This is a genomic window from Pseudomonas sp. DVZ6 (assembly GCF_024259445.1).
Lineage (GTDB): Bacteria > Pseudomonadota > Gammaproteobacteria > Pseudomonadales > Pseudomonadaceae > Aquipseudomonas > Aquipseudomonas peradeniyensis.
Genome location: NZ_JANCLM010000001.1, coordinates 160,352 through 182,328, shown reverse-complemented (window position 1 = coordinate 182,328; position 21,977 = coordinate 160,352). Strand labels below are relative to the sequence as shown.

The window sequence follows — 21,977 nt, the reverse complement described above, 5'->3', positions numbered from 1 at the left end:
CAGGTGTCACTACCATGTCGGCCCGCGCCCTATCCCGCCACCCGCACCAACCGCTGCAACCCCTCGATCACCTGCGGATCGCGCACTTCGAGCACGTCCATCTGGATCCGCGCAATCACCGCCTTGAGCAGCTCGGTCTGGCTCATCCGGGTCTGCTGCAGCAGCGCCAGAAAGTCCTCGGCCATGTGTGCGTTGACCTTCATCGACAAGCGCCGGGTCGCCCCCGATGTCTGTAACCCACGCTGACGCCGCTGCGCCTCCAGGGCCGTCACGAAGGCCTCGTGGCCAGGCTGCAAACCCATGCCCTGGCGGGCCTGCACCAGCCACTGGAAGTAATGGGCCAGGAACAGCTTGCGCAGGTGCGCGCCCGCCTCGCTGCACACGGCCTGCATCGCCGCATCCAGCACATCGAGATAGACCGCCGGTAGCCGCGCCTCGATGGACTTGAGCTGCTGCTTGCGCGCCTCGCGAATCGCCGGGGTGGACTGCGGCGGGATGGCCACCACCGTGTCGCAGCCATCGCACACGCCCACCAGGATATCCCGCGCGATGCCCTGGCCATCGCTGAAGGGCACATCGCGCCGGGTGTAATGCATGGCGACCAGCGCCTGGCAATGCTCGCACAAGGCCTGGCCGGTATCGCCTTCGAACAGGATCTTCATGGTCGGGATACTCATTGGTGAACGCTGATGAACCACGTCTGGGGTTCGATGAAATAGAACTTGATGTACCAGCCGCGGCGCTTCAGCACATGGACCTCGATGGCCGGCACGGCGTGGTGCGGGCTACTGCTGTAGTGGCTGGCGTCGCAAGCATTGATGATATCGATGACTTTGCCTGCGCCGACCTCCCCGATGGCCAGCAGATTCTTGACCTCGATATCACCCCGTGAGACGTGCAGGTAATCCCCGGATTCGAGCGCGGCGACTACCGCGCGCCTGACTGCCCTGAAGCCCTTTGGCATGACCCTTCCTCACGATACGAAAATCATCGTACAAAATCCTGAATGAATCCACCTTCAGGTCGATTCACCCGACCAGCGGCGCATCAGCCATGTCGAGATGCGGATGACACGTGCGGATGAACTATGGCTTGACGGGATTAGCTGGGTTGGACACCTGTGTAACAGGTGCTTTCGAGGATTAGCTGGATGTTTCAAGAAGGCTGGGCGGCCAGCAATATCACCTTCGCCCCCGGTTCGCTCGCCCCGCCTCGCTCACCGGTAAATTATTTCGATTCTTTATAAAAGAGCGGCTTGCAATAGCAAATCGCTAGCAGGAATATCGGATCCGAATCCGGCAAACATGGACCGTTTACTTCAAATGCACCGTTCCCGCAAAAACCGTCTTGCCCTGCAGATTGCCCTTGTCGTTTCCAGTGGCGCTTCGCTGCACGCCCAGGGGGCGGAGTATTTCATCGACACCGCCACCTATTTCACCCAGGAGCTGGGCAGTACCGACAGGCTGAACGTCGGCAGTGCCGGCAGCGTCATCGTAACTACCGGACCGGCGGTGACATTGAACAACCGCAACTACGTCCCTTCGGTTTGGGTCGACAACGCGGGCACGATCACCTCCACCGTCGCCCGGGCTATCGACACCCTCGACCTGCCTGACACCGGGGGGTACTACCATATCAACAACCACGCAGGCGGACTGATCCAGGGCAACGGCGACGCCATCCGCATCAACAACACCACCTCCTACGGCTCCCTGGATATCGTCAACAGCGGCACTATCAGCTCCGCCTTCGGCCAGGGCATCAACCTTGATGCAATGGTCGGCAGCAGCTACTACACCACCCACGTCACCAACGCACGCGGCGGCGTGATTCGTGCCTATGCCGCCGACGGCATGACCACGGGCTCGAATGCCAGGATCGACAATTTCGGCGAGATCTCCAGCGATGGCTTCGACGGCGTCAACCTGCGCGCCGCAACCGGTACCTATGTCACCAACCATGGACAGATCGATGGCGGTCGGCATGGCGTCAACGCCGATGCAAATGGAACGCTCAGCACCTTCGGCACGGTCATTGGCCGCAACGACGCCGGGTTCAATTCGTCTGGCGACAGCAACGTCTTCAACCAGGGTGGACTGATCGTCGGTGGCGCCAATGGCGCGCAGGCCTACGGTGACGGGGATGGCGTGCGTATCGCCGGCATCGGCGAGGTCTCCAACAGCGGCACGATTCGCGGCGAAGGTGCCGCTGGCCTCGATCGCAACGGCATCGCGAACACCAGCGAGGGCGTCGTACTCGGCGGCGGCCGGCTGGTCAACGGCCCGGACGCCCTGATCACCGGTGCTGACAACGGCGTGACGATCGGCAGCGCACGCAACAGCAATGGCGCCGCGCTGAACAGCACCTGGGTGAGCAACGTCGGCACCATCCAGGGGCTGAACGGCCATGGCGTCATGTTCGTCGGCGGGTTCGACGACACGCTTGTCAACGATGGCCTTATCAGTGGCAGCAATGGCCTGGCGCTGGACCTGGGCGGCGGCAACGACCTCCTCCAGGTCTCCACACGGGGCCGCTTCGAAGGCCTCGTCGACGGGGGCAGCGGCCATGACACCGTGGAGCTGGGGCGCAAATACGACTGGTCAGGCAGCGGCAGTTTTGGCAACAGCCGCAATTTCGAGTCCCTGCAGGTTCTGGGCGGAACCTGGACCGTCACCAGCCAGGGCGATTTCAGCGAAACCAGCCGGGTGTTCGACTACGCGCACCTGGTCAACCAGGGCGCCCTGAACGGCACCGTGGATGTCGACCAGTGGGGCACCTATGCGGGCGGCGGCTCGGTCGGCCATCTCAATGTCAACGGCACGCTGTACAGCAAGCCCGAAGGCGCCACCCGGGTCATCGGCAACCTGACCCTGGGCAACCAGGCAATCGTCGATATCGGCGTCAACCCCGATGGCAGCAGCGGCGCGCTGCGGGTGGGCGGCACCGCCTACCTCAATGACGCCAGCCTGCGCATCACCCCCAATTTCGGTGATACGCCATGGCCATGGCACAGCCACTACACCTTGCTCGAAGCCGGCCAGGTCGTCGGCCGTTTCGCTCAGGTTCAGGATACTTACTATGCGTTCCTGACTCCGGAGCTAAGCTATACCGACACCCGCGTGAACATGACCTTGACGCGCAACGACGTGGAGATGACCGAGTACGCCACCACGCCTAACAGCCAGCGGCTGGCCGAGAGCATCCGACCGAACGACTACTGGTGGGAGAGCGACCCCAACACCCCGGTTTACGGCGCCCTGCTCTACGCCAGCCCCGCCACGGCCAGTTCGGCCCTGGAGCAACTGGCCGGCAGCGGCAACGCCAACCTCGGTGCCGCGATTCTCGGCAGCAGCGCCCAGGTCGGCACGAGCATGCTCGCGGCCATGTACCAGATGGGCAGCGGCGCAGGCCTGGCCCTGGCGCTCGACCCGGTGCAGGCCCCGAGCGTCGCAGCCACCGGCGTGCCCAGCGAGCTGCGCAACCTCAACGACCCGCACGCCCGTGGCCGGGTGTGGCTGCAGGGCATCGGCGGCTACGGCAAACTGGATGGCGCCCACGGCAGCGCCGGCCTGGAGCAACGCACCCAGGGCACCCTGCTCGGCGTCGACTGGGCGCTGAACGACACCTGGCGCCTGGGCGTGCTGGGCGGCTATTCGAAAACCCGCCTGGACAGCGGTGCCGACGAGGGCACCCTGGACAGCTGGCACGCCGGCCTCTATGCCTTGCGCCAAAGCGGCCCGCTGGCCCTGCGCCTGGGCGCCGCCTACAGCCGGCACGACGGCGACAGCAAGCGGCGCATCGAATTCGAGCGCTTCAGCGAGCGCCCCAAGGGCGACTACGACGCCGACAGCCAGCAGGCCTTCGTCGAGCTGGGTTACAACCTCGGCAGCGGCCGCCTGAATGTCGAGCCCTTCGCCAACCTCGGCTACCACCGCTATCACCGCGACAGCTATCGGGAGAAAGGCGGCATCGCCGCGCTGGACGTCGACGGGCAGAGCCAGGACAACTTCAGCAGCACCTTCGGCGTACGCCTGGCACACTTGAGCCAACTGGACAACGGCATCAGCCTGACGCCACGGGCCAGCCTCGGCTGGCGGCATGTGTATGGCGGCGTGGACAGTGAGGTGCGCCAGGCCTTCGTTTCCGGCGGCAGCGCCTTCAGCGTCGAAGGCACCGCGCTGGATCGTGACAGCCTGATGCTCGAGGCCGGGGTGGGGATTGGCCTGTCGGCACGGCACAGCCTGAACCTGGGGTACAGCGGCGAACTGGGCAGCGATAGCCGCAACCAGGCGCTGACGGCGCAGTGGCAGATGATGTTCTGAGACTGCCCCTGGGTAAGCGAACATTGGGAAACATGAAGGAGCAGGGCTGACCTTGGCTACGGGTCAAGCCCTCTCTGCCTGGAGCTACGCGCACTCATTGATCCCGCGCTCCCAGTGCAGACCGCCCATGCGCCAAGCACGGCTTGCAGGGTCGCCAATGGATTTTCCGAGCGAAGCCTTGATAGGATTGAGGTTTGGCTGGAACAACAATAAAAATGCTGAACTCTATACAGATCCTGCGAGCCATCGCAGCATGGATAGTGGTGTTCCATCACTACATGCAGATCACCTACAACTTTAAATTGATGGACCCGCTATCCGTTGCGCTGCAACGCTACGGTGCCATCGGGGTCGACCTGTTCTTTGTCATCAGTGGATTCGTCATCTACCTGTCGGTATCCAGGAAACCTGTCACCCCCCTGGAATTTGCCAAGCACCGAATCGCTCGCGTGGTCCCAGCCTACTGGTTGTTCACGTCCATTACCGCAGCGTTGCTGATCTGCCTGCCAGGCGTCATTCCCTTCACAGGGTTCGAGCCGTTGTTCTTCCTCAAGAGCATTTTCTTCATACCGGCCCTGAACCCCTCCGGCATAGAGTATTTCCCGATCGTAACCGTGGGCTGGACACTCAACTACGAAATGATGTTCTACGGCGTATTTTTCGCTTCGTTGTTTCTCCCCGGGAAGTATCGTATCGCCGCACTCTTCCTCGGCATCCTTGCGCTGCGCAAACTCTTGCCGGAACTGGGTGGCGCGTTCGAGTTCTACAAGCACAAGATCGTCTATGAGTTTCTCTTCGGCGTGACGGTCGGCATCCTCCACCAGCGGGGCACATTCAACTCGATCCGGCCCTGGGCCGCCCTTGCCCTTCTGGCAACAGCACTGTTCGTCATTGCCAGGTTCGGCGAAGCCACCCACAACCCCTTCAAGTGGGGAATCCCCTGCGCGCTGATTGTCATCTGCGCGATTTCCCAGGAGCGGCTGCTGCACAACATGACCTGGCTGAATGCACTGGGTAACTGGTCGTACTCCACCTACTTGTGCCATATCCCGATTCTCAGCCTGATGCTGGAATTGCAGAACAATACGGATCTGCCTCCAACCGCGACCTTGATCGGTTCGCTTGCCCTGATAGCCCTGGTTTCCGCGATCAGCTTCAACCTGGTGGAAAAACCGGTTGCAAGGCTCGCGAAGCGAACCGATAGGCGCCAGACTGACAGCCCTGCGCTCGGAAACTGAGTGTTCGCCCACGGAGCTGGCGGGTGACTCCCACGCATGGGAACCACCCGCCGCCTCCGTCAGAACGCGTAGACCAACGTCGCCGTGGCACTACGCGGGGTGCCATACCACCCTCGCGCGCCGATCGCCGAGTAGTACTTCTCGTCCAGCACGTTGTTGAGGTTCAACGAAACGCTGGTTTGCGGCGTGAACGCGTACTGCGCCATCAGGTCGACCACGCTGTAGGCGTCCTGGGTGAACGTCTCGCCATGGGGCCCCGCTTTCTTCTTGTACTCCATGCCCTGCCAGCGCACGCCGCCGCCGACTTTCAGCTGCGGCAGGGACTGCAGTTGATAGCTGGTGAAGAGCTTGAAGGTGTCGCGCGGCACTTCGGTGAGCAGGCGTTTGCCTTCGGCGTCCTCGGCCTGGGCATAGGTGTAGCTGGCGGAAACTTGCCAGTCGGGCAGGATCTGCCCGGCCGCCTCCATCTCGAAACCACGGGTCTTGGTGCCGGACTCGGCGCGGTAGGCCTGGTTGCCGTCCGGTGCCAGCTTGTCGCCGTCGGCAACAGCCAGGTTGTCCTGCTGCACTTCGAAGACACTGAAGGCGGTGGTCAGGCGCTTGTCCCAGAACTCGCTCTTGATACCCAGTTCGTAGTTCACGCCCTCCAGCGGTTCGATATAGCCACCACTGGCATCCTGCCTGCTCTGCGGCTTGAAGATGGCGGTATAGCTGGCGTAGGCCGACCAGTTCTCGGCAAAGTCGTAGACCAGCCCCACATAGGGCGTGACCACCCCGGTCTCGCTGCGCGAGGTACGCGTGGTGGCGCCGGTGGCCAGGGTGGTATGGCTTTCGTCGCGTTTCCAGTCGATCAGCCGCGCACCGGTAATCAGCGCCAGTTCATCGGTCAGGCTCCAACGTACCGAGGCCACCAGGCCGTCCTGGGTTTCATCCAGCGCATCCTCCGTGGACTTGGTGTGGATGGCCGCCGGGATCGCCAGCGAACCGTCCCAGGTGTGGATGTTGTCGATGGTCTGGAACGACCACAGCGGGTAACCGTCGTTACGGTAGTAGGCGCGATAGTGACTGGCTCCCAGGTACCCCTGGTGCTCACGGGAAAACAGCTCGAACGGACCGGAAGCCGACAGGTCAAACGACGTCTGCCGCGGGTCCCCTGCCCAACGCCCCGTCCAGGTGCTGATGCCGCTGCCGTCGGGCTTGACGGTGCCGCTGGCGGCGGTGGCAAAGGCGTCATCATAGCTGCGGCGACTGTGCTCGGCGTTCAGCTTCAGTTGCCAGCCGTTGTCCAGCTGGTGCTCCAGGGTGGTGAACAGGGTTTTCGCGCTGCGCTTGTGGTAGCTCCAGTCGGACGCCGAGTTGAACGAGCGTGACGGGTTGAAGTGGCTGCCATCGGCGTTGTACATCGGAAAACCGTGGTTGCCCGCGCCGTCGTTGTCCATCTCCTGGTATTCCGCGCCCACGGTCAGCAGGGTGCTGTCGGTGACGTCCCATTCCAGCACGCCGTAGGCTACCTGCCGTTCCAGCGACTGGCGGTCGACATTACTCTTGCTGTCGGTGGTCGAGGCCACGAAACGCCCGCGCACATGGCCGCTTTCCGACAGCTTGCCGGACACATCCAGCTCGGTGCGGTAGTTGTCCCAGGAGCCGGCCTTGAGAGTCAGTTTGCGTTGGGTCTCGACGGTCGGCTTCTTGCGAATCAGATTGACCGTGGCACCGGGATCGCCGGTGCCCGACATCAGGCCGGTGGCACCACGCACCACTTCCACCCGGTCGTACGACACCATGTCGGCGAGATCATCGCGGAATCCGTAGCTATCCGGGCGGTTGACGCCGTCGACCTGGATGCTGCCAACCTGGAAACCCCGCACATAGATATGGTTGGCGTCGCTACCGGCCGGCCCCATGCTGTCGACGACCACACCCGGCGTCTGCTCGAGCACCTGGGTCACGTCCGTGAGGTTCTGGTCCTCGATCTGCTGGCGGGTCACCACGCTGACGGATTGCGGCGTCTCTCGCGCCGACAGGCGCAGGCCGGTCGCGGTGCTGGCAGAACCCGTGGTGTAGCTGCCGGTGCCTTCGGTGGTGCTGCCCAGGCCCAGGGCATCGACACTGGTCGCGCCCAGCTCGACGGCGCCGTCGTTCTGCACCTTGCTCAGCACATAGCGTTTTTCGCCCACCTGCTGCACCCGCAACCCGGAGCCCTGCAGCAATGTGGCAAAACCTTGCTCCAGCTCGAAGCTGCCCTGCAGCCCCGATGAATGCAGCCCGGTGGTTTCGTCGTTGCTGAAGCTGATGGTCACGCCGCTGGCGGCGGCGAACTGGCTGATCGCAGCGGCCAGGCTGCCGGCCGGGATATCGTAGCGCTGCGGGGCGGCCCAGGCGGTCGAGGTCGCCAGTGCGCCAGCGCAAAGGCTCAATGCGAGGGTCGCCTGGCGGATGCTGCAGGCTAGCGAGGTACGGCGTGCGGACATGAAAAGGGGTTCCTGTACTGGTTGGCATGGGCACGCTTGAAGCGCGCGCCCTCAAGAGCCGAAGCAGCGCGAGAAATCTGCTACCCCAAATGCGAAAAATTCTCGAATGTTGTGACAGGATAAAAAATCTCCCAGGCGTTCAACCTGCTTCATCGCCCAGAATTCGAGGCGCGAGAGGATTCCGGGTAGGGGAGGATTCCTGACGCGGGAGGATTCGAGGCGTGGGAGCGGGCTTGCCCCGCGATGAGGGCGTCAAGGCCGCCATCGCATCGCGGGGCAAGCCCGCTCCCACGCCTCGAATCCTCCTACGAAATGTATTTCAAGGGAGGGCCAATGAAATGCAGTCGCCCTACCCCACCCCAAGCGGCTCCAGCCGCACCCAATAGCGCGTCACGCGCCGCGCCCGAACCGGCAACGCGTCTTCCAGGCTGGCCAAGGCAACATCGGTGTCATCAAGATTGAACGCACCCGACAGGCGCAATCCGGCAACCTCCCCCGCACACCCGAGATAACCAGGCCGATAGCGCGCCAGCTCACGGACCACATCGTCCAGGCGCCAATCAACGCTGACCAGCATGCCCTGCGCCCATGCCTGGCCGCCGGGGGCCAGGGGACGCAGCGGCCCGACACCGTCGGCGCCGAAGCTCAGCCCATACCCGGCATCGATACGCACCACTTGCGACGCTTGCGCTGGCCGCACTTCCACGGCATGGGCAGCCACCGCCACGTGGCTCGTACCCGCGTCCTGACGCACGCTGAAGCGGGTGCCGAGGGCACGGATCACACCTTCGGCGGTGCGCACGCTGAGCGGACGCGGGTCCTTGGCGGTCTCCACCAGGATCTCGCCCTGGCGCAGGTGGATCAGCCGCAGGCCAGCGTCGAAGCGAATATCGACGCAGCTATTGGTATTGAGGTCCAGGCGCGTGCCATCGGCCAGGGTCACTCGGCGCCGCTCGCCGGTCCGGGTCGAGTAATCGGTGCTCCACGGCGAGAGCCGGTAACCCTGCCAACCCACCACACCGGCCCCCAGCAACAGTGCCAGGGCCTTCACGGCATGGCGCCGATCCCGCCGGGCGATTTCCAGGGTCTGCGCGGCGCCGCTGGGCACGTTGCCCAGGCGGCCCTGCAGCTCCTCCAGCCGCGCCCAGGCGGCGGCATGACGAGGGTCGGCGGCGCGCCAGGCTTGCCAGGAGGCGCGGGTGGCGGCGTCGACGTTGCTATCGTGCAAGCGCACGTACCAGTCCACCGCCTCGGCAAGAATGGCCTTCATGCACCCTCGACCAGCAGGCAGTGCATCAGCCCGCGCGCCAGGTGCTTGCGCACGGTGCTCACCGAAACGCCGAGGCGTTCGGCGGCCTTTTCGTAGCTCAATCCGTCCAGTTGCACGGCAAGGAAGATCGCCCGGGTGCGTGGGCCGAGGCCGTCGAGCATCCGGTCGATGGCCATCAGGGTATCGAGGATGGCGGCGTGGGTTTCGGCGGAAGGTGCGTAGTGCTCCGGCTGCAGCGCCAGGGCTTCGAGGTAGGCGGTTTCCAGGCTGCGGCGGCGATAGAGGTCGATGACCAGGCCCCGGGCGATGGTGGCCAGGTAGTGACGGGGCTGGTTGAGGGTGCCGGCGGTGCGCGCCAGCAGCACGCGGATGAAGGTGTCCTGGGCCAGGTCGGCGGCATCGGCGGAGCTGTTCAGGCGTTGGCGCAGCCAACCGTGGAGCCAGGTGCTGTGCTCGCGGTAGAGCGTTTCCAGGCCGCAGTGGACAGTGCCGGCGGGAACAACGGTGGACATCACGCCCTCCCCCAAAAAGATTACCAGGTGCGAATAAGAATTCGTCGCAAGTGTACTCAGTGAGGGCGGGATTGGGAATGGTGGCAGGTACGCTCACATTGCTGGAAAGCCTTTCATGAACGGATCGATTGCCTGCATCAACTGCGCAACCATTGATCCGCCCATGATGGATCGTCGTCAGTTATGAAATGACTGCGCCAGAAACTCGGTGATCTGCAAGGCAATCTGCTGCTGGATCAGCGCCCGTGGCCGAGCGTTATCGCCATCCCGGCAAATGACGCCATCACCGGGTGCGTCCTCTTCGAGCAGCGCCAACCCACCGGGTTTGCACATCGACAAGAAGCTGAAGTGGCTGGCGTCCTCGATCTCGACATAACGACTCGTCGCCTGAGGCAAGCGTTTGGCCAGGTCGGCGGACTCCAACTGTGCCGGAAGGTCTTCGGAGGGCGCGCCCGCCGCGATTACCAACGTCGGTACCGGCAATGCCGCCAGGCTGTCATTGGTCATGCCCCGTGACAGCCCCAGATCCAGGGTCACGATGGCGGTGACACGCTTGTCACGCAGATCGTCGTCCAATCGGGCTTTCGATGCCGGGCTGCGGCCGGGGTTGATCTGTTTGTATACGTTGCAACTGGCCAGCTGCGGATGGGCGACGCAGTCCTGGGCAAAGCGCTCGGCGTCGAACCGGGCACCGGCGATTTCCAAGGCTGTCCAGCCGCCCAACGAATGACCTGCCACCGCGATCTTGCCCACCGCCACCGCGCCGAACTTTGCCGGCTGAGCCATCACCGCATCGATGGCCCGTTGCAGGTCGATGGGACGCTGCCACAACTGTGCCGCGGCTTCAGGGTCGCGATTGCGGGTGGTGGTGCCGGGATGGTTGACCGCCGCCACGATGTAACCCTGCCGAACCAGCGCGCTGGCCAGCCATGACTGGTTTCCCCAGTTGCCCCGGTAGCCGTGGGACAACACCACCAAGGGGTGCGCGCCTTTGGCCGGAGGCGCATCGGGCACGGCGGGATCGCCGACGAACACCGGTGTATCACCGATCAGTTGCGGCGTGGCGGTGGTTGTAGCCGGGTACCAGACCGCCAGTTCCAACGGGCGGTTATTTTGCTTGTCCGCCAGGGTAGCGGTGCGGAAACCGATGGGTGTTTCGCTGGCAAACGCCGGTAGGCTGAAACAGATGGAGAGCAAGAAGCCGAGCAGTGTTTTCATTGTTTTTATCTTCCTTGATGGGATCAGCGCCAGCTGGGCGCGATCGGGTGCGTGGGGACGTATCGCCCCCTCACGCTGCTCTCGATCAGAACAGCCCGCCCAAGGTCAACGTCAAGCCGCCACCAGCCTGCACCCCGATGTTGAACCCGGCGGAGAAGATCACACCCTTGGCCGAGCGCAGAAGACGCGGCAGGGTGTCCTGTGGCAGGAGCGCACCGCCCGCCCCCACTGCGGCGGTGCTCAGGATCAGCAACTTGGGGTCCAGGCCGAACAAGACGCCCGACCCGCTGCCACCACCGACCAGGCCCAGCCCGCCTTCGAGGAACACGCATCCACCTTTGAAATCGTCGCGGACCAGGCCACGGCCAGCGACCGAGTCTGCCACCAGCACCGTGCCGATCGCCGGGAAGTCTTCGTTCGCGCCCACCGCGCCGACACTCTTGCCGCGTACCAGCAAGTTGATCTTGCCCACTCGCGGCAGGCGCGCGCCGGCGCCCACGCCGACCCCGAGCGAGCCGTAGCGAAACTGCTGTTCGGCCTTGTCGGGATCGGTCAGGGTGAGCAGACCGCCGCTGGCGGCGGCGAACATCACCGTCAGACCACCACCGCTGGCCGTCTTGTATTTCCAGTCGCTGACACTCAGGGGTAATGTGACTTGCATGTGAACCTCCTTGTATTGGCAATACCATCCGGCGCTGGCGAATGCGTATGCCCGGACCGCCAGCAGCATAGCAACTCGTTTATTTTGTGAGGCACCGGTTCAGTCAGAAATCTGGACGCCGCAGTCGAGCGCCGAAGCTGCCAGCTTGGCCATCTCAAGCCTGCTGTCCGGCTCGATACCGTCCTCGATCATCCAGGTCGCTGACAACCCTGCCCATGCCAGCACCCATTGCAAAAGCCTGCGACGATCAATACCGGCAGCAGCCGAGATAATCGCTATCCGACGTGCAAAGACCCCCGGTGCCAGCGCGCTTGCATCGTCGGGGTTGCAGAGGATGTTGGCGTAATCGAAGCCTCGCTCGCCGTACAACCCCTTGGGATCGATGGCGAGCCATCCAGCCGGCCCGAAATCCAGCACGTTGCCGTGATGGATATCGCCGTGCAGCACCACCACCTCCTGCGGTTCGGCCAAAAGCGCCCTCGCCGCCCTGGCACTGTGTTCCAGCACCCCGCCGTGAGTCGCCGCCGCACTCCACAACGCTTCGAACCATTGCGCCAGCGGAACCAGCGCAGGCATTGGCTCAGCGCGTGGGGCGTGTAGGCGGGCTACCACCGCGCAGAGGATGCGCGTGGCTTCGTCATCCCGGCCATCGGCAACCATCTGCGCCAGGGATGCCGAACCTTGCGCCCGCGTCATCAACAACGCCTCGCCATCGTGAGCGAGCACCGGGGCCGCACCATCACCGCCCCACCAGGCCATGAGCTGGTTGCCGGCCTGCTCTTCGGGTGATTGCGCGATTTTCAGCATGGCGGGCTTATCGCCCTGGCGAACCGGGAGAAGATGGCCGTTCAACGAAACGAACGCGTCCCCGTCGAGGGTCAACCCCCATCGTTTCAGGTAGTGGTCAAACATGGTTTCATTACCCGCGATTCACTTGTGAACGGGGCTCGATGAGCCGGTGAACATCCATCGATGCCGTTCATTCGGAAATGACTATCCTGACGCGACGATTACCCGAGTACCAGCAGATGCTATCCGCACAGCAAGCCAGCGCCATCGTCCTCGACCTTCATAAAGACGTCATCCGGGACGGCCGCCCGGAACGGTTCGTGATTCAGTCCTGTGAACTCACCGCGAAGGGCGACTACTGGGTAGTTCGTTGCAACAGCGAGGACTGCGTGGTGCATGGCAAGACCGAGTATTGCTACGTCGGCGTCAACGCCCATCTGGTCGATGTAAAAAGTGGCGCGCTCGAAACAGTCGCCAACTGCTTCACTATCGAGGAATACCTGCAGGACAAGGACGACCTCCATGCCGCAGCGGGCAAAACCTATGTTCTGGCGCCTTTGTTTACTCGTGAAAGCAGAACGGCGGTGATCAATCTGCGACAGAAGCTCGCCTACTCCTATCCCGACACCCTGTTCCTTCTGAAGGGGGCAGGCCGACTGTGGTTCAAGGGTATCCGCCGGCAACTTGAAGATACCCGGCAACTGCTCGCCATCGAAGGTATCACGACACAGATCGAGCTACATGCCGACCCACTGGACGCCATCCTGATCGGGCCGCAAATCTGGTACATCGAGGCGGTATTCAATGCGCTGCGCAGGAAGCCACTTCACCATGGCGAAGCTGCTGAATGACGTTTTGTTCGATGTAACCAGCCCTGCAACTGCCTCAACGGGAGAGGTCTGCCAGTAAGGTCTTGACCGCCCCAGGCCCCATGGCACTCAAAACCTGCGTGGCGGCCTCGCGCATCGGTTGCCAGTGGCCACGTTGAAAGATCGACCGATCATGGCAAGGCAGATCGCCGTCGCCCATCGACGCATAGAGCGCCCATACGCGGTTCAATGGCGCCGCAATCGAATCAAGCAAGGTATTACCGACGATCTGAAGCGCGTCCTGTACATGACGCATCCTGGCGTTCCACACCTCGCAGGCCAGGCAACCCGGCAGCGCTTGCTCCTGCTGTGTTGCGGTCATGGCAACGAACTCCAGCGCCGGAATCAAACGCGCTATCGCGTCGACAGACTCAAGTTCGTCTGCGCCATACCACTGGCAAATCAGGTCGACAAAATCAGGCATCTCGCTGGCCTTTGAGGTTGAGGTGTATCAGCAGGAACACGGGTGTTCGGCATGGAACACTACCTTGCACGCGCTGTACACCCATCGCCCAAGCCCTTTGCCAGTCACTACTTATAAAGCGCTCAGAAAGACAGCGAGAATCAGATTAAGCCCCTTCCTTGTAGTCCATTTCCCAAACATACTTCTGCCGCCTTTTTTCCGTTGCGACTGCTCTGATCGGGCTCTAGTCTCGGGCGAGTCGCTGGTGTTCAGCGACCGGCTTTGACAGGCCGCAACGGTATTAAGCATACGGCTAGCCCTCGATGGCGGCTGTACGTGCGGGCACGCTTGCGTGCGCCGGAACTTTGCTTATTCCGCCGGTCTGTCAACCCACGTACAGCTGCCACCCTAATGTTTGACAGCAGGCAGGTGGCAGCCCTTCGATAGGAATAAGTACATGCTCAAGATCGTCCCCGACCCACCCCACAACCATCACTCCCTCGAAGACACCCTCATCCAGGCCACCGAGTACGCCCTGTGTGCATTGACCGTGGCCCATCATGCCGTACAGCTCAAACCCAGATCGCCCGCCGCGATCCTGATGATGGCGTCGATGCATGAGATGGAGGCCCTACGCGTACTGCTGGAATCGGCATTGATCCAGGTTCAGATGCCGAACGCGCAGCCGCGTCCGTTGCACTAGACCCCAAGGCCTGTGGCACCTGAGCTGACGCCATCGCTTCCCACCGTGGGAGCGGGCTTGCCCCGCGATAGCGTCAGACCAGGCAGCGATAAACTTCAGGGAGATTCAATCATGACCACAGACACGACCATGCCCCACACCACCGTGGGCAAGACCAAATTCTACCAGGGTGAAGGCCAGACCGACCCGCTGTTCTGCATCGAACCCGGTATCCCTTGCCAGCATGCACGGGACCAGGCTTCGGAATTGATGGGCTGCGTACGCGACCTGACCATCACCGGGATCATGGAGGAAAAACCGCAGCTGCTCTGGGCGGCGTACTACCTGAGCGCGTTGGCCAAGGCGCTGATGGATGATGCGGAACTGGGCATGAGCCACTGAAGCGAGAGAAGACTTGGGCTTACCTTGCAACAGGTAAGCCCTCTGGAGCAAAGCAGCGAATTGGCAATAGCAAATGGATGCAATCAAGCGTTGATGGCACGCCAGGGAAGTTACCGCCCCAAAATAAAAGAGCCGCGCGGCGCGCGACTCTTTTATTTTACCTGACCGCCCTCTTAAAGTGATTGCAGAGAAATACTGGCGCTCGTAGAGTCTTGCTGACTATCAGCATCCATCCAGACCCACTGCGTGCCGTCGCCTTGCAAGTTATTGCTGATACTTTGAATCTGAGTCGCAACGATGGTGACGGCTCCTTGCTCCGAAGCCGTAGGCCCAATATTGGTGACTTGGCCAGCCAGCAGGCCATTGGAGGTTTCATTAACAACAAACACAGTAGCAGCCGCTTCCCGGAACTGGCACGAGATAAACTGAGTAATTTTGCTAACGATGGTCAGATTCATCCACTTTGACGGAGGCACTGCATAATAGCGGTTATATTTGTTGAACGGATACTGCTCACCATTAGCCTGCAGCTGGTTATTGTTCAGCCCGCTTGTATTGGTCGGCATGCTGGTACTGCCCAGCCACAGCTCGACCTGTGCGATGCCACTGTTGCTTGGCAGCGAAACCGAGATAGTCTGGGTATCGGTACCCGAAACAAAGCCCATCGAGGCCAAGCCGGCATTGGCAGTGGTGCCTGGAACAGTGATGCGTGCAGGGGGTTGGCTATTGCTCCATACCACATTGACAGTGGCGTTATTGTCACTACCTGCAGAGTTATAGATGAAAATCCCGTAAATCTGGCCAGGGCGCAACGTCGTGCAGGTAGCCGTATCACCCGGAGTCAAAGTAATCCGTTGACCACCGTTCCAGTTTATTTGTGAGGCTGCGATAGCGAAGCTTTCCATGGGATAGTCCTTTAGTAGATGCAGCATGATAGACGCGCGTACGTCCCTAACATCCGTTGCGCGACTACGAGCTTAGCCATCACAAAAAAATATGCTACGGAGTGCTTAGAATCATTGGCAATTAGCGAATAGTGGCTAAAAGCTATTTACCTTTAAATACCAACTTAAACACTACTCATACTAAAGTAAGCACTGGAATAGTACTTTCTACAACAGGCTGATATCCATTACTTTTCAGCGCTCGTTGAAAATATTAGGCCTGTTGTCTTTCACGATAGAAATGTATGCGATAGCGGTTGGTCGTTTTATTCGAACTACCGTCCAGCCATTGCTACTGTACAAGATCCCGGGAACGCCAATCGCGCGCCCAGGGCAATCCGATCGGCACGATGCGCCAATGCTTCCGCCATGGGTTGTCTGGCCTGGCGCATTCGCGGGCCAGCCTGCTCTCAGGAGGGCGATGCTTGCAACGCTGTTCATCTTCGAACCGGCCAGCACCTGATCGCCGATCAAACCGGACGAATCCCGTCATGCTTGGTGAGCTGGCTGCCATTCACTCTTCCGCAAAGAACGAGCCATAGCGGTCGGTTGTGTAAGGCAAAAAGCCGGCCAGAAGCAGCCCTTCGCCAGCGCAGTGGCTTTCCTCGAACCTATCTAGACTCTGGAAGTAGTGCTTCTCAAAAGCCACAATCGATAGGCTACACAGCGCTTGTTGCCGAAGATGGAAATGCGCAAATTATCTACCTTACGGAGCAGGAGGCGGAGGAAACGCCTCAATAAACCAGCCTACCCGAGACGTATTGACCTCATCTGCCGCTGTCACGCCGTCGCATCCTTTAGGAGGACACGGTTCGATGGGCTGTAAACCGCCGGAGTTTCGCTCGAAAGTCTCGTTTGATTCCGGGAGGTTTTTTGGCATATCTAGGATTGGCCTAGACAAAGCGAAAACCACGCCATCTACATCAACCGGGTTAGTCGAGGAATCATCCCATCGAGCATAAACAGGCAATCGGGGCCAAGGTTTGCTTTCGGTAAAACCAGAGTCTTTAAATGCTGATCTCAGGCAAATCTCAACATCCATCCCTAAGCAGTAACCCGCAGTGCCTTCACGTTCAGCCCATTTGTAAACGCTCATTTCTGCTACAGCTGTAATCGACATCTCAACCACGCCGCACATACGTCCGCTGATCATCTTGTCGCCAAGCTCAGCATCGTTATCCTCCGCTGGCGGTTCAATCTTCGCGTCAACAAAAGGATAACCATACTTCTTCAAGCCGCCCTTGTAGGCGGCGGCTACCCATTCTTTGCGCTTCTCATCCACAGCCTTCTTTGCCGTCTCGGCATTAACTGGCATATCAAATGAAATACAAGCCACTGTAACTGGTGGGAATTTCGTTATTGTTGCAGCAATGCCGATCTGGTCATCCTGTGCGATTGCTTCAAGGGGCGTGAAAAGCATGGTTGAGATCGCCAGGTAAACAAGCTCCTTTCTCATGATCACCTCCTCAGCAAAGACCTTCACCTTCGAAGTTTGCCATCCAGTTTGTGGCCGCAGCGCCTAATCCGGTCATGAATGCGCTAGCGAATGGCCTAGAGACTTCTTTAATAACGCTATCCAAGATAGAGTTTAAGTCACTCCAATTTGTATGCGGCGTCACGTAATACGACACATCCATCAAAGGAACAACGCTACCATACTTACCGCACGCCTTGACTTCATCATTTCCCTTTAGGGACAACGCTACGACCGTGAAGACGCCGGATATTTTTACTTGCCGAACGACGATATTACGGTCAAATGTTATGCGGAATTCAGGTAGGATGCGTGTCCAACCTTCACACATGCGAGTGGGATCGCTCCACGTCGGGCAAGGATAGTGATACTTCGCAATTTTCTCCGGCCACACCTTGAAATCAATTGCATTCTTTCTTGCGCACGTATAACCCCCAGTGCTGTCAACAACGGCGACCGCGCCGATCACAGCGCCTTGACCGTGCAACCCACCATCAATAACATCAAAATTGAGTATGCTGGGACCTCCCGTAACAGTGAGCCGAACAGGTGGGCCTTGAAAGTCCGGTTTGTCATCGCACGACTCAGGAATCCTCAATATTGTGTCTGTCTTAAGGTCGATATTCGTCGTTAGCAACTGGCCTTTTCCGCGTGGCGCTTTGGAAGTGCCGCCGGTAATCTGAATCTTGAGGTGTTGCAGGCCAACTCCAACATCTACTTGGCCATGGTCGTTGGGTGTGCGACTGGCAATGTGGCTATTTGTGATCGAAAGAAAACCCTTCGCCACGCTTTCGCCCCACTTTTCCAGATGCACATCAAGGTCTCCCCCCACCACGCGCACCGAATTACCTTGCCCCATCTGAATATCACCGATGCCAAATTTGGCCTCGGTGATTAGCGGTTCCATAACCTTAAGTCCCTTGGTTTCTTCATCCCTGACGATTTTGCCTTCAATGGACTGAATGCCGAGCGATGTTTTCAGCGTCCCAGTCCACACTAACTGGTTACCAGCGCCACTATCGTCAGCCTTGGGTACAGCGCCCAGCTTCTTCGCCTTAAGGCCTACATCCTCAATCAACAGGGCACCTTTACCGTCTTGGAAGTTGGCCAGCAGCTTGCCGACAGTCGCCTCTCCTTCCCACATGCGCACTCCTCCCAAATCGCCTGCCTTGCCGGGCTGATTGGTAACCCTTACATCGGTGACATTTAGAAGGCCTGACTTTACCTCGCCGTGACCGGTCCCCAGGTCGAATGCAAGCACCACCCCCGCTGCGAATTTCTGAGGTCCTGTGAGAACCAGAGACTCCTCCTCGCCACCAAGGGCAATAAGGGGATCTGTCAGAACCAATACATTCGATTTGGCCTCGATTGTTCCGATGCTGTCCTGCTTGGCGATATGCAGTGCAGTAGCTGACAAGAACCCAAGATCCAATGAGCCATAAGATGGCTTTGCGCCATACAGATAAGGCTCATGCGTCACAGTGACTTTTCCCTCAAAAGACAGATCGTCTTTGCCGATCTCCAGTGCGTAAGCCGAAAGATCAGCAAGATCCAAGTTAACAACGCCTTTAACCTTAGCCTTTGAAACAGAACCCTCTACGAGCACCTTTCCCTCGGGCACCAACAAAGACCAAGAACTGCTAGTAGGGGGGGCATCAATACTAAATGGAATTTGCACAACGGTGCCGGCAGCGGCATTAACCTCTGTTGGATTGCCGAGAGTCATCTGCTGCCTCTGAAGTCCCAACGCACCGAGTTGTAGAGCAGTTTCCTTTAGAACACCCTTGAAGTCCTCTTTGCCATCCTTGACGACACTACTAAACTCGACCGCCGCGGCCGACTTTACTGTACCTGCCCCGAAGAGGGATGACGGGTGAGTGCTGGCAAATCTCCAGTTACGCTCCGCTCCCTTACCATTTAGGACTGATACCTTACAGGCCATTGCACCGACTAATGAAGCGCCGGAGAGGTCATAGCCGCAGTCTTTTCCGTCTACAACGAGGTTACTGACTTCGGGCCCCTGAAGTGTAATGGCGTTACCGCTTCGGCCTGCAGCGGAGACGATGGACTCAATGTTACCTTTTGCATCTCCGGTGGTGACCAGTGATCGCGGTGCTTGGAAGCGCGTGGTAGTGGAGCTATAGCCGAGTTTACTGATAATCATATTCACGTTGCTGGTGTCAGCCTTGAGCGAAATGTCTGTAGCGACACCTTTGAAGCCACCGAATTTTGCACCTGGGAAAACTACCGCCGCAGCAGTGATTGGCACATTCTTAGCTTTAAATGTTCCCACCCGAAAAGTTGCCTCGCCAGTTCCAGAGAGTGGCAGTCGAACAGTGACATTACTATTGCCGGAGCTCATATCGAGAGTGGTAGTTTTATCGGTTCCCGGGAGCACAACTTTTGCCCCAACGAGATCACGTCCCCAAGACTCTAGATCGATGGACCCGGTTACCGCGCTGCCTGCCTGTGCGACAATGTCCTCCGGGTTCTTGATGAAGGCCCAACCACTTGTGCTCTTCGTGGCAAGGCCCTTGCCTACTTGCATTGTGCCGCCATAAAGGGCGATTTGAGCTTTGCCCTTGATGACCTCAACTTCTAGGGATCCCTTAGGGAGCATGAAGATCGCCTTTGGCTCACCAGGCACCGTTTCGCGCCCACCGTTGATCTTCAAGTAACGAACACGCCCCTCCATTACTGTCTCACCCTTTAGTTCGCTGCAAGTGGCCAGAGGATTTGGAGACTCAGGAATTTCCTTGAACACTCGCAACAAGGGATACAGTTCTTTTTCCTTGTCGTGCTTGTAGTTGACGTCGAAGAATTCGACTTCAACCCCGTTAAAGGCCCCTGTTCCAGTGACCTTACGCGCATTACCAGGAACATCCTGGATGCAAAAAGTCCCAAAGGTTCGGCTCCAAGGAACAGCTTTTTGGATTGCGTTGGCCTGCAAGGGCTTCACGGAGACCTTGGCTTTCGGATCAGCCTGAGCATTCCCTGAGGATCCCACTACGATAAAGCTACCGAGGACCACCACCAAAACTACAGCAAGGGAGCCCCAGCGATTTGAAGCAACTGCATATTTGTTCTGGTGCATGGTATGTCTCCTAGTAGCCCAACAATTTGCCCATGAAAATGCAGTCCCAATACATCGAGTCCGCCCAGGCCGATTCGGCGGCCTCTCGCTCCCATGCCCATTGATGCAACTCATGGGGTGTTTCGCCTGCTGCTGGGCACACTTTTAGAGTCAGCTCTTTTACCTTCTCAGTAGGCCCTTCAGCCAAGTAGAGAAAGAAAGGATTTTTCGGCTCGCGAACTGCAAGCGCGAGTGCGCCAGCGCGCGAATAAATAGATGTTTTCCCGAGCTTGTCGATCATGAATATTTCGGCGCCGGCGAGGTGCATTGGAAACCCAGGCTCGTTAACTAAAGCACCACCGAATGCCAGCTCAGTTTGAGGAATGATGTAGTCATCACGGATTTGGAAACTCTTGAGCACACGTCTACAGATATCAGCTTCCGCGACGCCAAGATACTTTCCTACTAGCTCTATATCTCCGCAGGTCTGCGGACGGAATGTGCAACGCTTGTCCTGTGTGTCATCTGTGCACAACCTCGGCCACCCCTGGAAGAAACAGTTGCCGCCGAGATTGACAAGGCAGGGTCTTGATTCATCTATCCATTTTACCCACTTACGGAAGCTAGCAGCGTCTTTCGTGGTAACAGCGTAAAGAAGGACGCCTCGCGCCATGTCCGGGGAGAAGGAGACGTCATAGTTCGGTGCTTCCTTTCCAATGTGCGCGGGGGATCGCCACCAACGGCCATTGGGACCCTGAGCGTTCTTCACACCGTCGCAGCCCCGCTGTTCACCAGACGCGCACAGAAGTCCGTTGAAGAGCGTCATGTCTCCCGAGTCGCAGGTGGTAGGCGGTATGCCATGCGCCTTTGAGGGAAATGGGACACCGCTGTCGGGGCACGAGAATGCCTTGGATTCCCAGTAAGCCATACGATCCTTCATCTCGTCTGCGCAGACCGAAGCATTACAGAGATCAACGATCACAAGTGAAAGAACCGCGAAGATTTGATGTAGCCATCCGTGCGTGGCAAGTACCTCCCTGATATTCATAGTATTTCACACGCGGACGATGTTATAGCCAGAAGTGATAACACTATCAGGTTCATACTCAGCACCCCTTGTATTATGCCTTAGAGAGCTGAGCTTAGATCACGCAATGGCGGTTCGCCACATCACATTGGAAGCCCACTAAAAGTTAAATATCCTCAATTAAATCATGCAGTTTCAGGCTCGACCGACCCGACTCAAACAACAAGCCTCGCACGATTGAGTCTTCTCGCTGCTCCCTTGCTCTCACGGCATCCGCCCTATTTGACAGACCGGCACCTGAAGTCTTGGTACTGGTTGGTGCGGCACGGCGAACTCTGATTTTTCAGGTTCATTCCCCTCAAGCACGCCAAATAAGACCTTAGATTTAAAATTTAAAATTTAAATCTAACGGGATACCACCACTTTATAAAAACGAGGTGACCGCGCACCACTAAATACCACCCCAAACCTTATAGATAACCCAGAACACTCAAAGCAGTGAATACAGAGAAATCGCCAAAAAAACAAATTACAACTTACAACTTATCCAAACATCAACAATCAACAGAATGATCAGCCCTTGCATCATATATTGATCCATTTCAAAAAAACCTCAACCCCA

The 21,977-nt window shown here is 59.1% G+C and carries 18 protein-coding genes; 5 read left to right on the top strand and 13 right to left on the bottom strand.

Going from position 1 to position 21,977, the window contains the following annotated elements; all coding sequences use genetic code 11:
* Positions 1-29: 29 nt before the first annotated feature.
* Positions 30-662 carry a hypothetical protein gene (locus NMG10_RS00750; RefSeq protein ID WP_232855835.1) on the bottom strand — a complete coding sequence of 211 codons (633 nt, stop codon included), beginning with the start codon at positions 660-662 and terminating at the stop codon, positions 30-32.
* An 11-nt stretch (positions 663-673) separates the two neighbouring features.
* Positions 674-964 (bottom strand): hypothetical protein, encoded by a 291-nt coding sequence (locus tag NMG10_RS00745; RefSeq protein ID WP_203647425.1) that lies wholly within the window; start codon positions 962-964, stop codon positions 674-676.
* Positions 965-1,322: 358 nt separating this feature from the next.
* Between NMG10_RS00745 and NMG10_RS00740 the strand changes: the two genes are divergently transcribed.
* Both NMG10_RS00740 and NMG10_RS00735 read left to right on the top strand, forming a co-directional pair.
* On the top strand, positions 1,323-4,322 hold the full coding sequence (locus NMG10_RS00740; protein ID WP_254463473.1) for an autotransporter outer membrane beta-barrel domain-containing protein: 3,000 nt from the start codon (positions 1,323-1,325) through the stop codon (positions 4,320-4,322).
* A 215-nt stretch (positions 4,323-4,537) separates the two neighbouring features.
* Positions 4,538-5,560 carry an acyltransferase gene (locus NMG10_RS00735; RefSeq protein WP_254463471.1) on the top strand — a complete coding sequence of 341 codons (1,023 nt, stop codon included), beginning with the start codon at positions 4,538-4,540 and terminating at the stop codon, positions 5,558-5,560.
* 59 nt (positions 5,561-5,619) lie between these two features.
* Here NMG10_RS00735 and NMG10_RS00730 read toward each other — a convergent pair whose 3' ends face one another.
* The 6 genes from NMG10_RS00730 to NMG10_RS00705 all read right to left on the bottom strand — a co-directional run bounded on the left by NMG10_RS00730 (position 5,620) and on the right by NMG10_RS00705 (position 12,604).
* On the bottom strand, positions 5,620-8,031 hold the full coding sequence (locus NMG10_RS00730) for a TonB-dependent receptor (protein ID WP_254463469.1): 2,412 nt from the start codon (positions 8,029-8,031) through the stop codon (positions 5,620-5,622).
* A 349-nt stretch (positions 8,032-8,380) separates the two neighbouring features.
* On the bottom strand, positions 8,381-9,301 hold the full coding sequence (locus NMG10_RS00725) for a FecR domain-containing protein (RefSeq protein WP_274235413.1): 921 nt from the start codon (positions 9,299-9,301) through the stop codon (positions 8,381-8,383).
* On the bottom strand, positions 9,298-9,813 hold the full coding sequence (locus NMG10_RS00720; RefSeq protein WP_234561528.1) for a sigma-70 family RNA polymerase sigma factor: 516 nt from the start codon (positions 9,811-9,813) through the stop codon (positions 9,298-9,300). Before NMG10_RS00720 ends, NMG10_RS00725 begins: the two co-directional genes overlap by 4 nt.
* Positions 9,814-9,990: 177 nt before the next feature.
* The gene (locus NMG10_RS00715) at positions 9,991-11,031 is read right to left on the bottom strand and encodes an alpha/beta fold hydrolase (protein WP_254463467.1); all 1,041 of its coding nucleotides are present in this window, start codon (positions 11,029-11,031) and stop codon (positions 9,991-9,993) included.
* Positions 11,032-11,116: 85 nt separating this feature from the next.
* Complete coding sequence (locus NMG10_RS00710) at positions 11,117-11,692, bottom strand: hypothetical protein (protein WP_110738503.1); 576 nt, start codon at positions 11,690-11,692, stop codon at positions 11,117-11,119.
* A gap of 99 nt (positions 11,693-11,791) precedes the next feature.
* The gene (locus tag NMG10_RS00705) at positions 11,792-12,604 is read right to left on the bottom strand and encodes an aminoglycoside phosphotransferase family protein (protein ID WP_254463466.1); all 813 of its coding nucleotides are present in this window, start codon (positions 12,602-12,604) and stop codon (positions 11,792-11,794) included.
* A gap of 77 nt (positions 12,605-12,681) precedes the next feature.
* On the opposite strand from NMG10_RS00705, the gene NMG10_RS00700 reads away from it, so the two are divergent.
* Positions 12,682-13,332 (top strand): hypothetical protein, encoded by a 651-nt coding sequence (locus tag NMG10_RS00700; protein ID WP_254463464.1) that lies wholly within the window; start codon positions 12,682-12,684, stop codon positions 13,330-13,332.
* Positions 13,333-13,366: 34 nt separating this feature from the next.
* Here the strand turns inward: NMG10_RS00700 and NMG10_RS00695 are convergent, their stop codons facing one another.
* Positions 13,367-13,774, bottom strand: coding sequence for a hypothetical protein (locus tag NMG10_RS00695; RefSeq protein ID WP_254463462.1), 408 nt, complete (start codon positions 13,772-13,774; stop codon positions 13,367-13,369).
* A gap of 436 nt (positions 13,775-14,210) precedes the next feature.
* Between NMG10_RS00695 and NMG10_RS00690 the strand changes: the two genes are divergently transcribed.
* Positions 14,211-14,456, top strand: a complete 246-nt coding sequence (locus NMG10_RS00690) for a hypothetical protein (RefSeq protein ID WP_186713624.1) — start codon at positions 14,211-14,213, stop codon at positions 14,454-14,456.
* Between the two features lie 111 nt (positions 14,457-14,567).
* Entirely contained in the window at positions 14,568-14,837 is a 270-nt protein-coding gene (locus NMG10_RS00685) for a DUF3077 domain-containing protein (protein ID WP_254463460.1), read from the top strand.
* A gap of 173 nt (positions 14,838-15,010) precedes the next feature.
* Here NMG10_RS00685 and NMG10_RS00680 read toward each other — a convergent pair whose 3' ends face one another.
* From NMG10_RS00680 to NMG10_RS00665, 4 genes are all read right to left on the bottom strand, one after another.
* Positions 15,011-15,742, bottom strand: a complete 732-nt coding sequence (locus NMG10_RS00680) for a hypothetical protein (protein WP_254463458.1) — start codon at positions 15,740-15,742, stop codon at positions 15,011-15,013.
* A 745-nt stretch (positions 15,743-16,487) separates the two neighbouring features.
* On the bottom strand, positions 16,488-17,237 hold the full coding sequence (locus tag NMG10_RS00675; RefSeq protein WP_254463457.1) for a hypothetical protein: 750 nt from the start codon (positions 17,235-17,237) through the stop codon (positions 16,488-16,490).
* A gap of 10 nt (positions 17,238-17,247) precedes the next feature.
* On the bottom strand, positions 17,248-20,349 hold the full coding sequence (locus NMG10_RS00670; protein WP_254463454.1) for a hypothetical protein: 3,102 nt from the start codon (positions 20,347-20,349) through the stop codon (positions 17,248-17,250).
* 10 nt (positions 20,350-20,359) lie between these two features.
* Positions 20,360-21,376, bottom strand: coding sequence for a hypothetical protein (locus NMG10_RS00665; protein ID WP_254463453.1), 1,017 nt, complete (start codon positions 21,374-21,376; stop codon positions 20,360-20,362).
* Positions 21,377-21,977 lie beyond the last annotated feature (601 nt).

Coding starts and splice junctions, on each gene's coding strand:
- NMG10_RS00690 (WP_186713624.1), top strand. CDS start 14,211: ATGCTCAAGATCGTCCCCGACCCACCCCACAACCATCACTCCCTCGAA.
- NMG10_RS00670 (WP_254463454.1), bottom strand. CDS start 20,349: ATGCACCAGAACAAATATGCAGTTGCTTCAAATCGCTGGGGCTCCCTT.
- NMG10_RS00745 (WP_203647425.1), bottom strand. CDS start 964: ATGCCAAAGGGCTTCAGGGCAGTCAGGCGCGCGGTAGTCGCCGCGCTC.
- NMG10_RS00695 (WP_254463462.1), bottom strand. CDS start 13,774: ATGCCTGATTTTGTCGACCTGATTTGCCAGTGGTATGGCGCAGACGAA.
- NMG10_RS00725 (WP_274235413.1), bottom strand. CDS start 9,301: ATGAAGGCCATTCTTGCCGAGGCGGTGGACTGGTACGTGCGCTTGCAC.
- NMG10_RS00700 (WP_254463464.1), top strand. CDS start 12,682: ATGACTATCCTGACGCGACGATTACCCGAGTACCAGCAGATGCTATCC.
- NMG10_RS00730 (WP_254463469.1), bottom strand. CDS start 8,031: ATGTCCGCACGCCGTACCTCGCTAGCCTGCAGCATCCGCCAGGCGACC.
- NMG10_RS00685 (WP_254463460.1), top strand. CDS start 14,568: ATGACCACAGACACGACCATGCCCCACACCACCGTGGGCAAGACCAAA.
- NMG10_RS00665 (WP_254463453.1), bottom strand. CDS start 21,376: ATGAATATCAGGGAGGTACTTGCCACGCACGGATGGCTACATCAAATC.
- NMG10_RS00740 (WP_254463473.1), top strand. CDS start 1,323: ATGCACCGTTCCCGCAAAAACCGTCTTGCCCTGCAGATTGCCCTTGTC.
- NMG10_RS00720 (WP_234561528.1), bottom strand. CDS start 9,813: ATGTCCACCGTTGTTCCCGCCGGCACTGTCCACTGCGGCCTGGAAACG.
- NMG10_RS00705 (WP_254463466.1), bottom strand. CDS start 12,604: ATGTTTGACCACTACCTGAAACGATGGGGGTTGACCCTCGACGGGGAC.
- NMG10_RS00715 (WP_254463467.1), bottom strand. CDS start 11,031: ATGAAAACACTGCTCGGCTTCTTGCTCTCCATCTGTTTCAGCCTACCG.
- NMG10_RS00750 (WP_232855835.1), bottom strand. CDS start 662: ATGAAGATCCTGTTCGAAGGCGATACCGGCCAGGCCTTGTGCGAGCAT.
- NMG10_RS00675 (WP_254463457.1), bottom strand. CDS start 17,237: ATGAGAAAGGAGCTTGTTTACCTGGCGATCTCAACCATGCTTTTCACG.
- NMG10_RS00680 (WP_254463458.1), bottom strand. CDS start 15,742: ATGGAAAGCTTCGCTATCGCAGCCTCACAAATAAACTGGAACGGTGGT.
- NMG10_RS00710 (WP_110738503.1), bottom strand. CDS start 11,692: ATGCAAGTCACATTACCCCTGAGTGTCAGCGACTGGAAATACAAGACG.
- NMG10_RS00735 (WP_254463471.1), top strand. CDS start 4,538: ATGCTGAACTCTATACAGATCCTGCGAGCCATCGCAGCATGGATAGTG.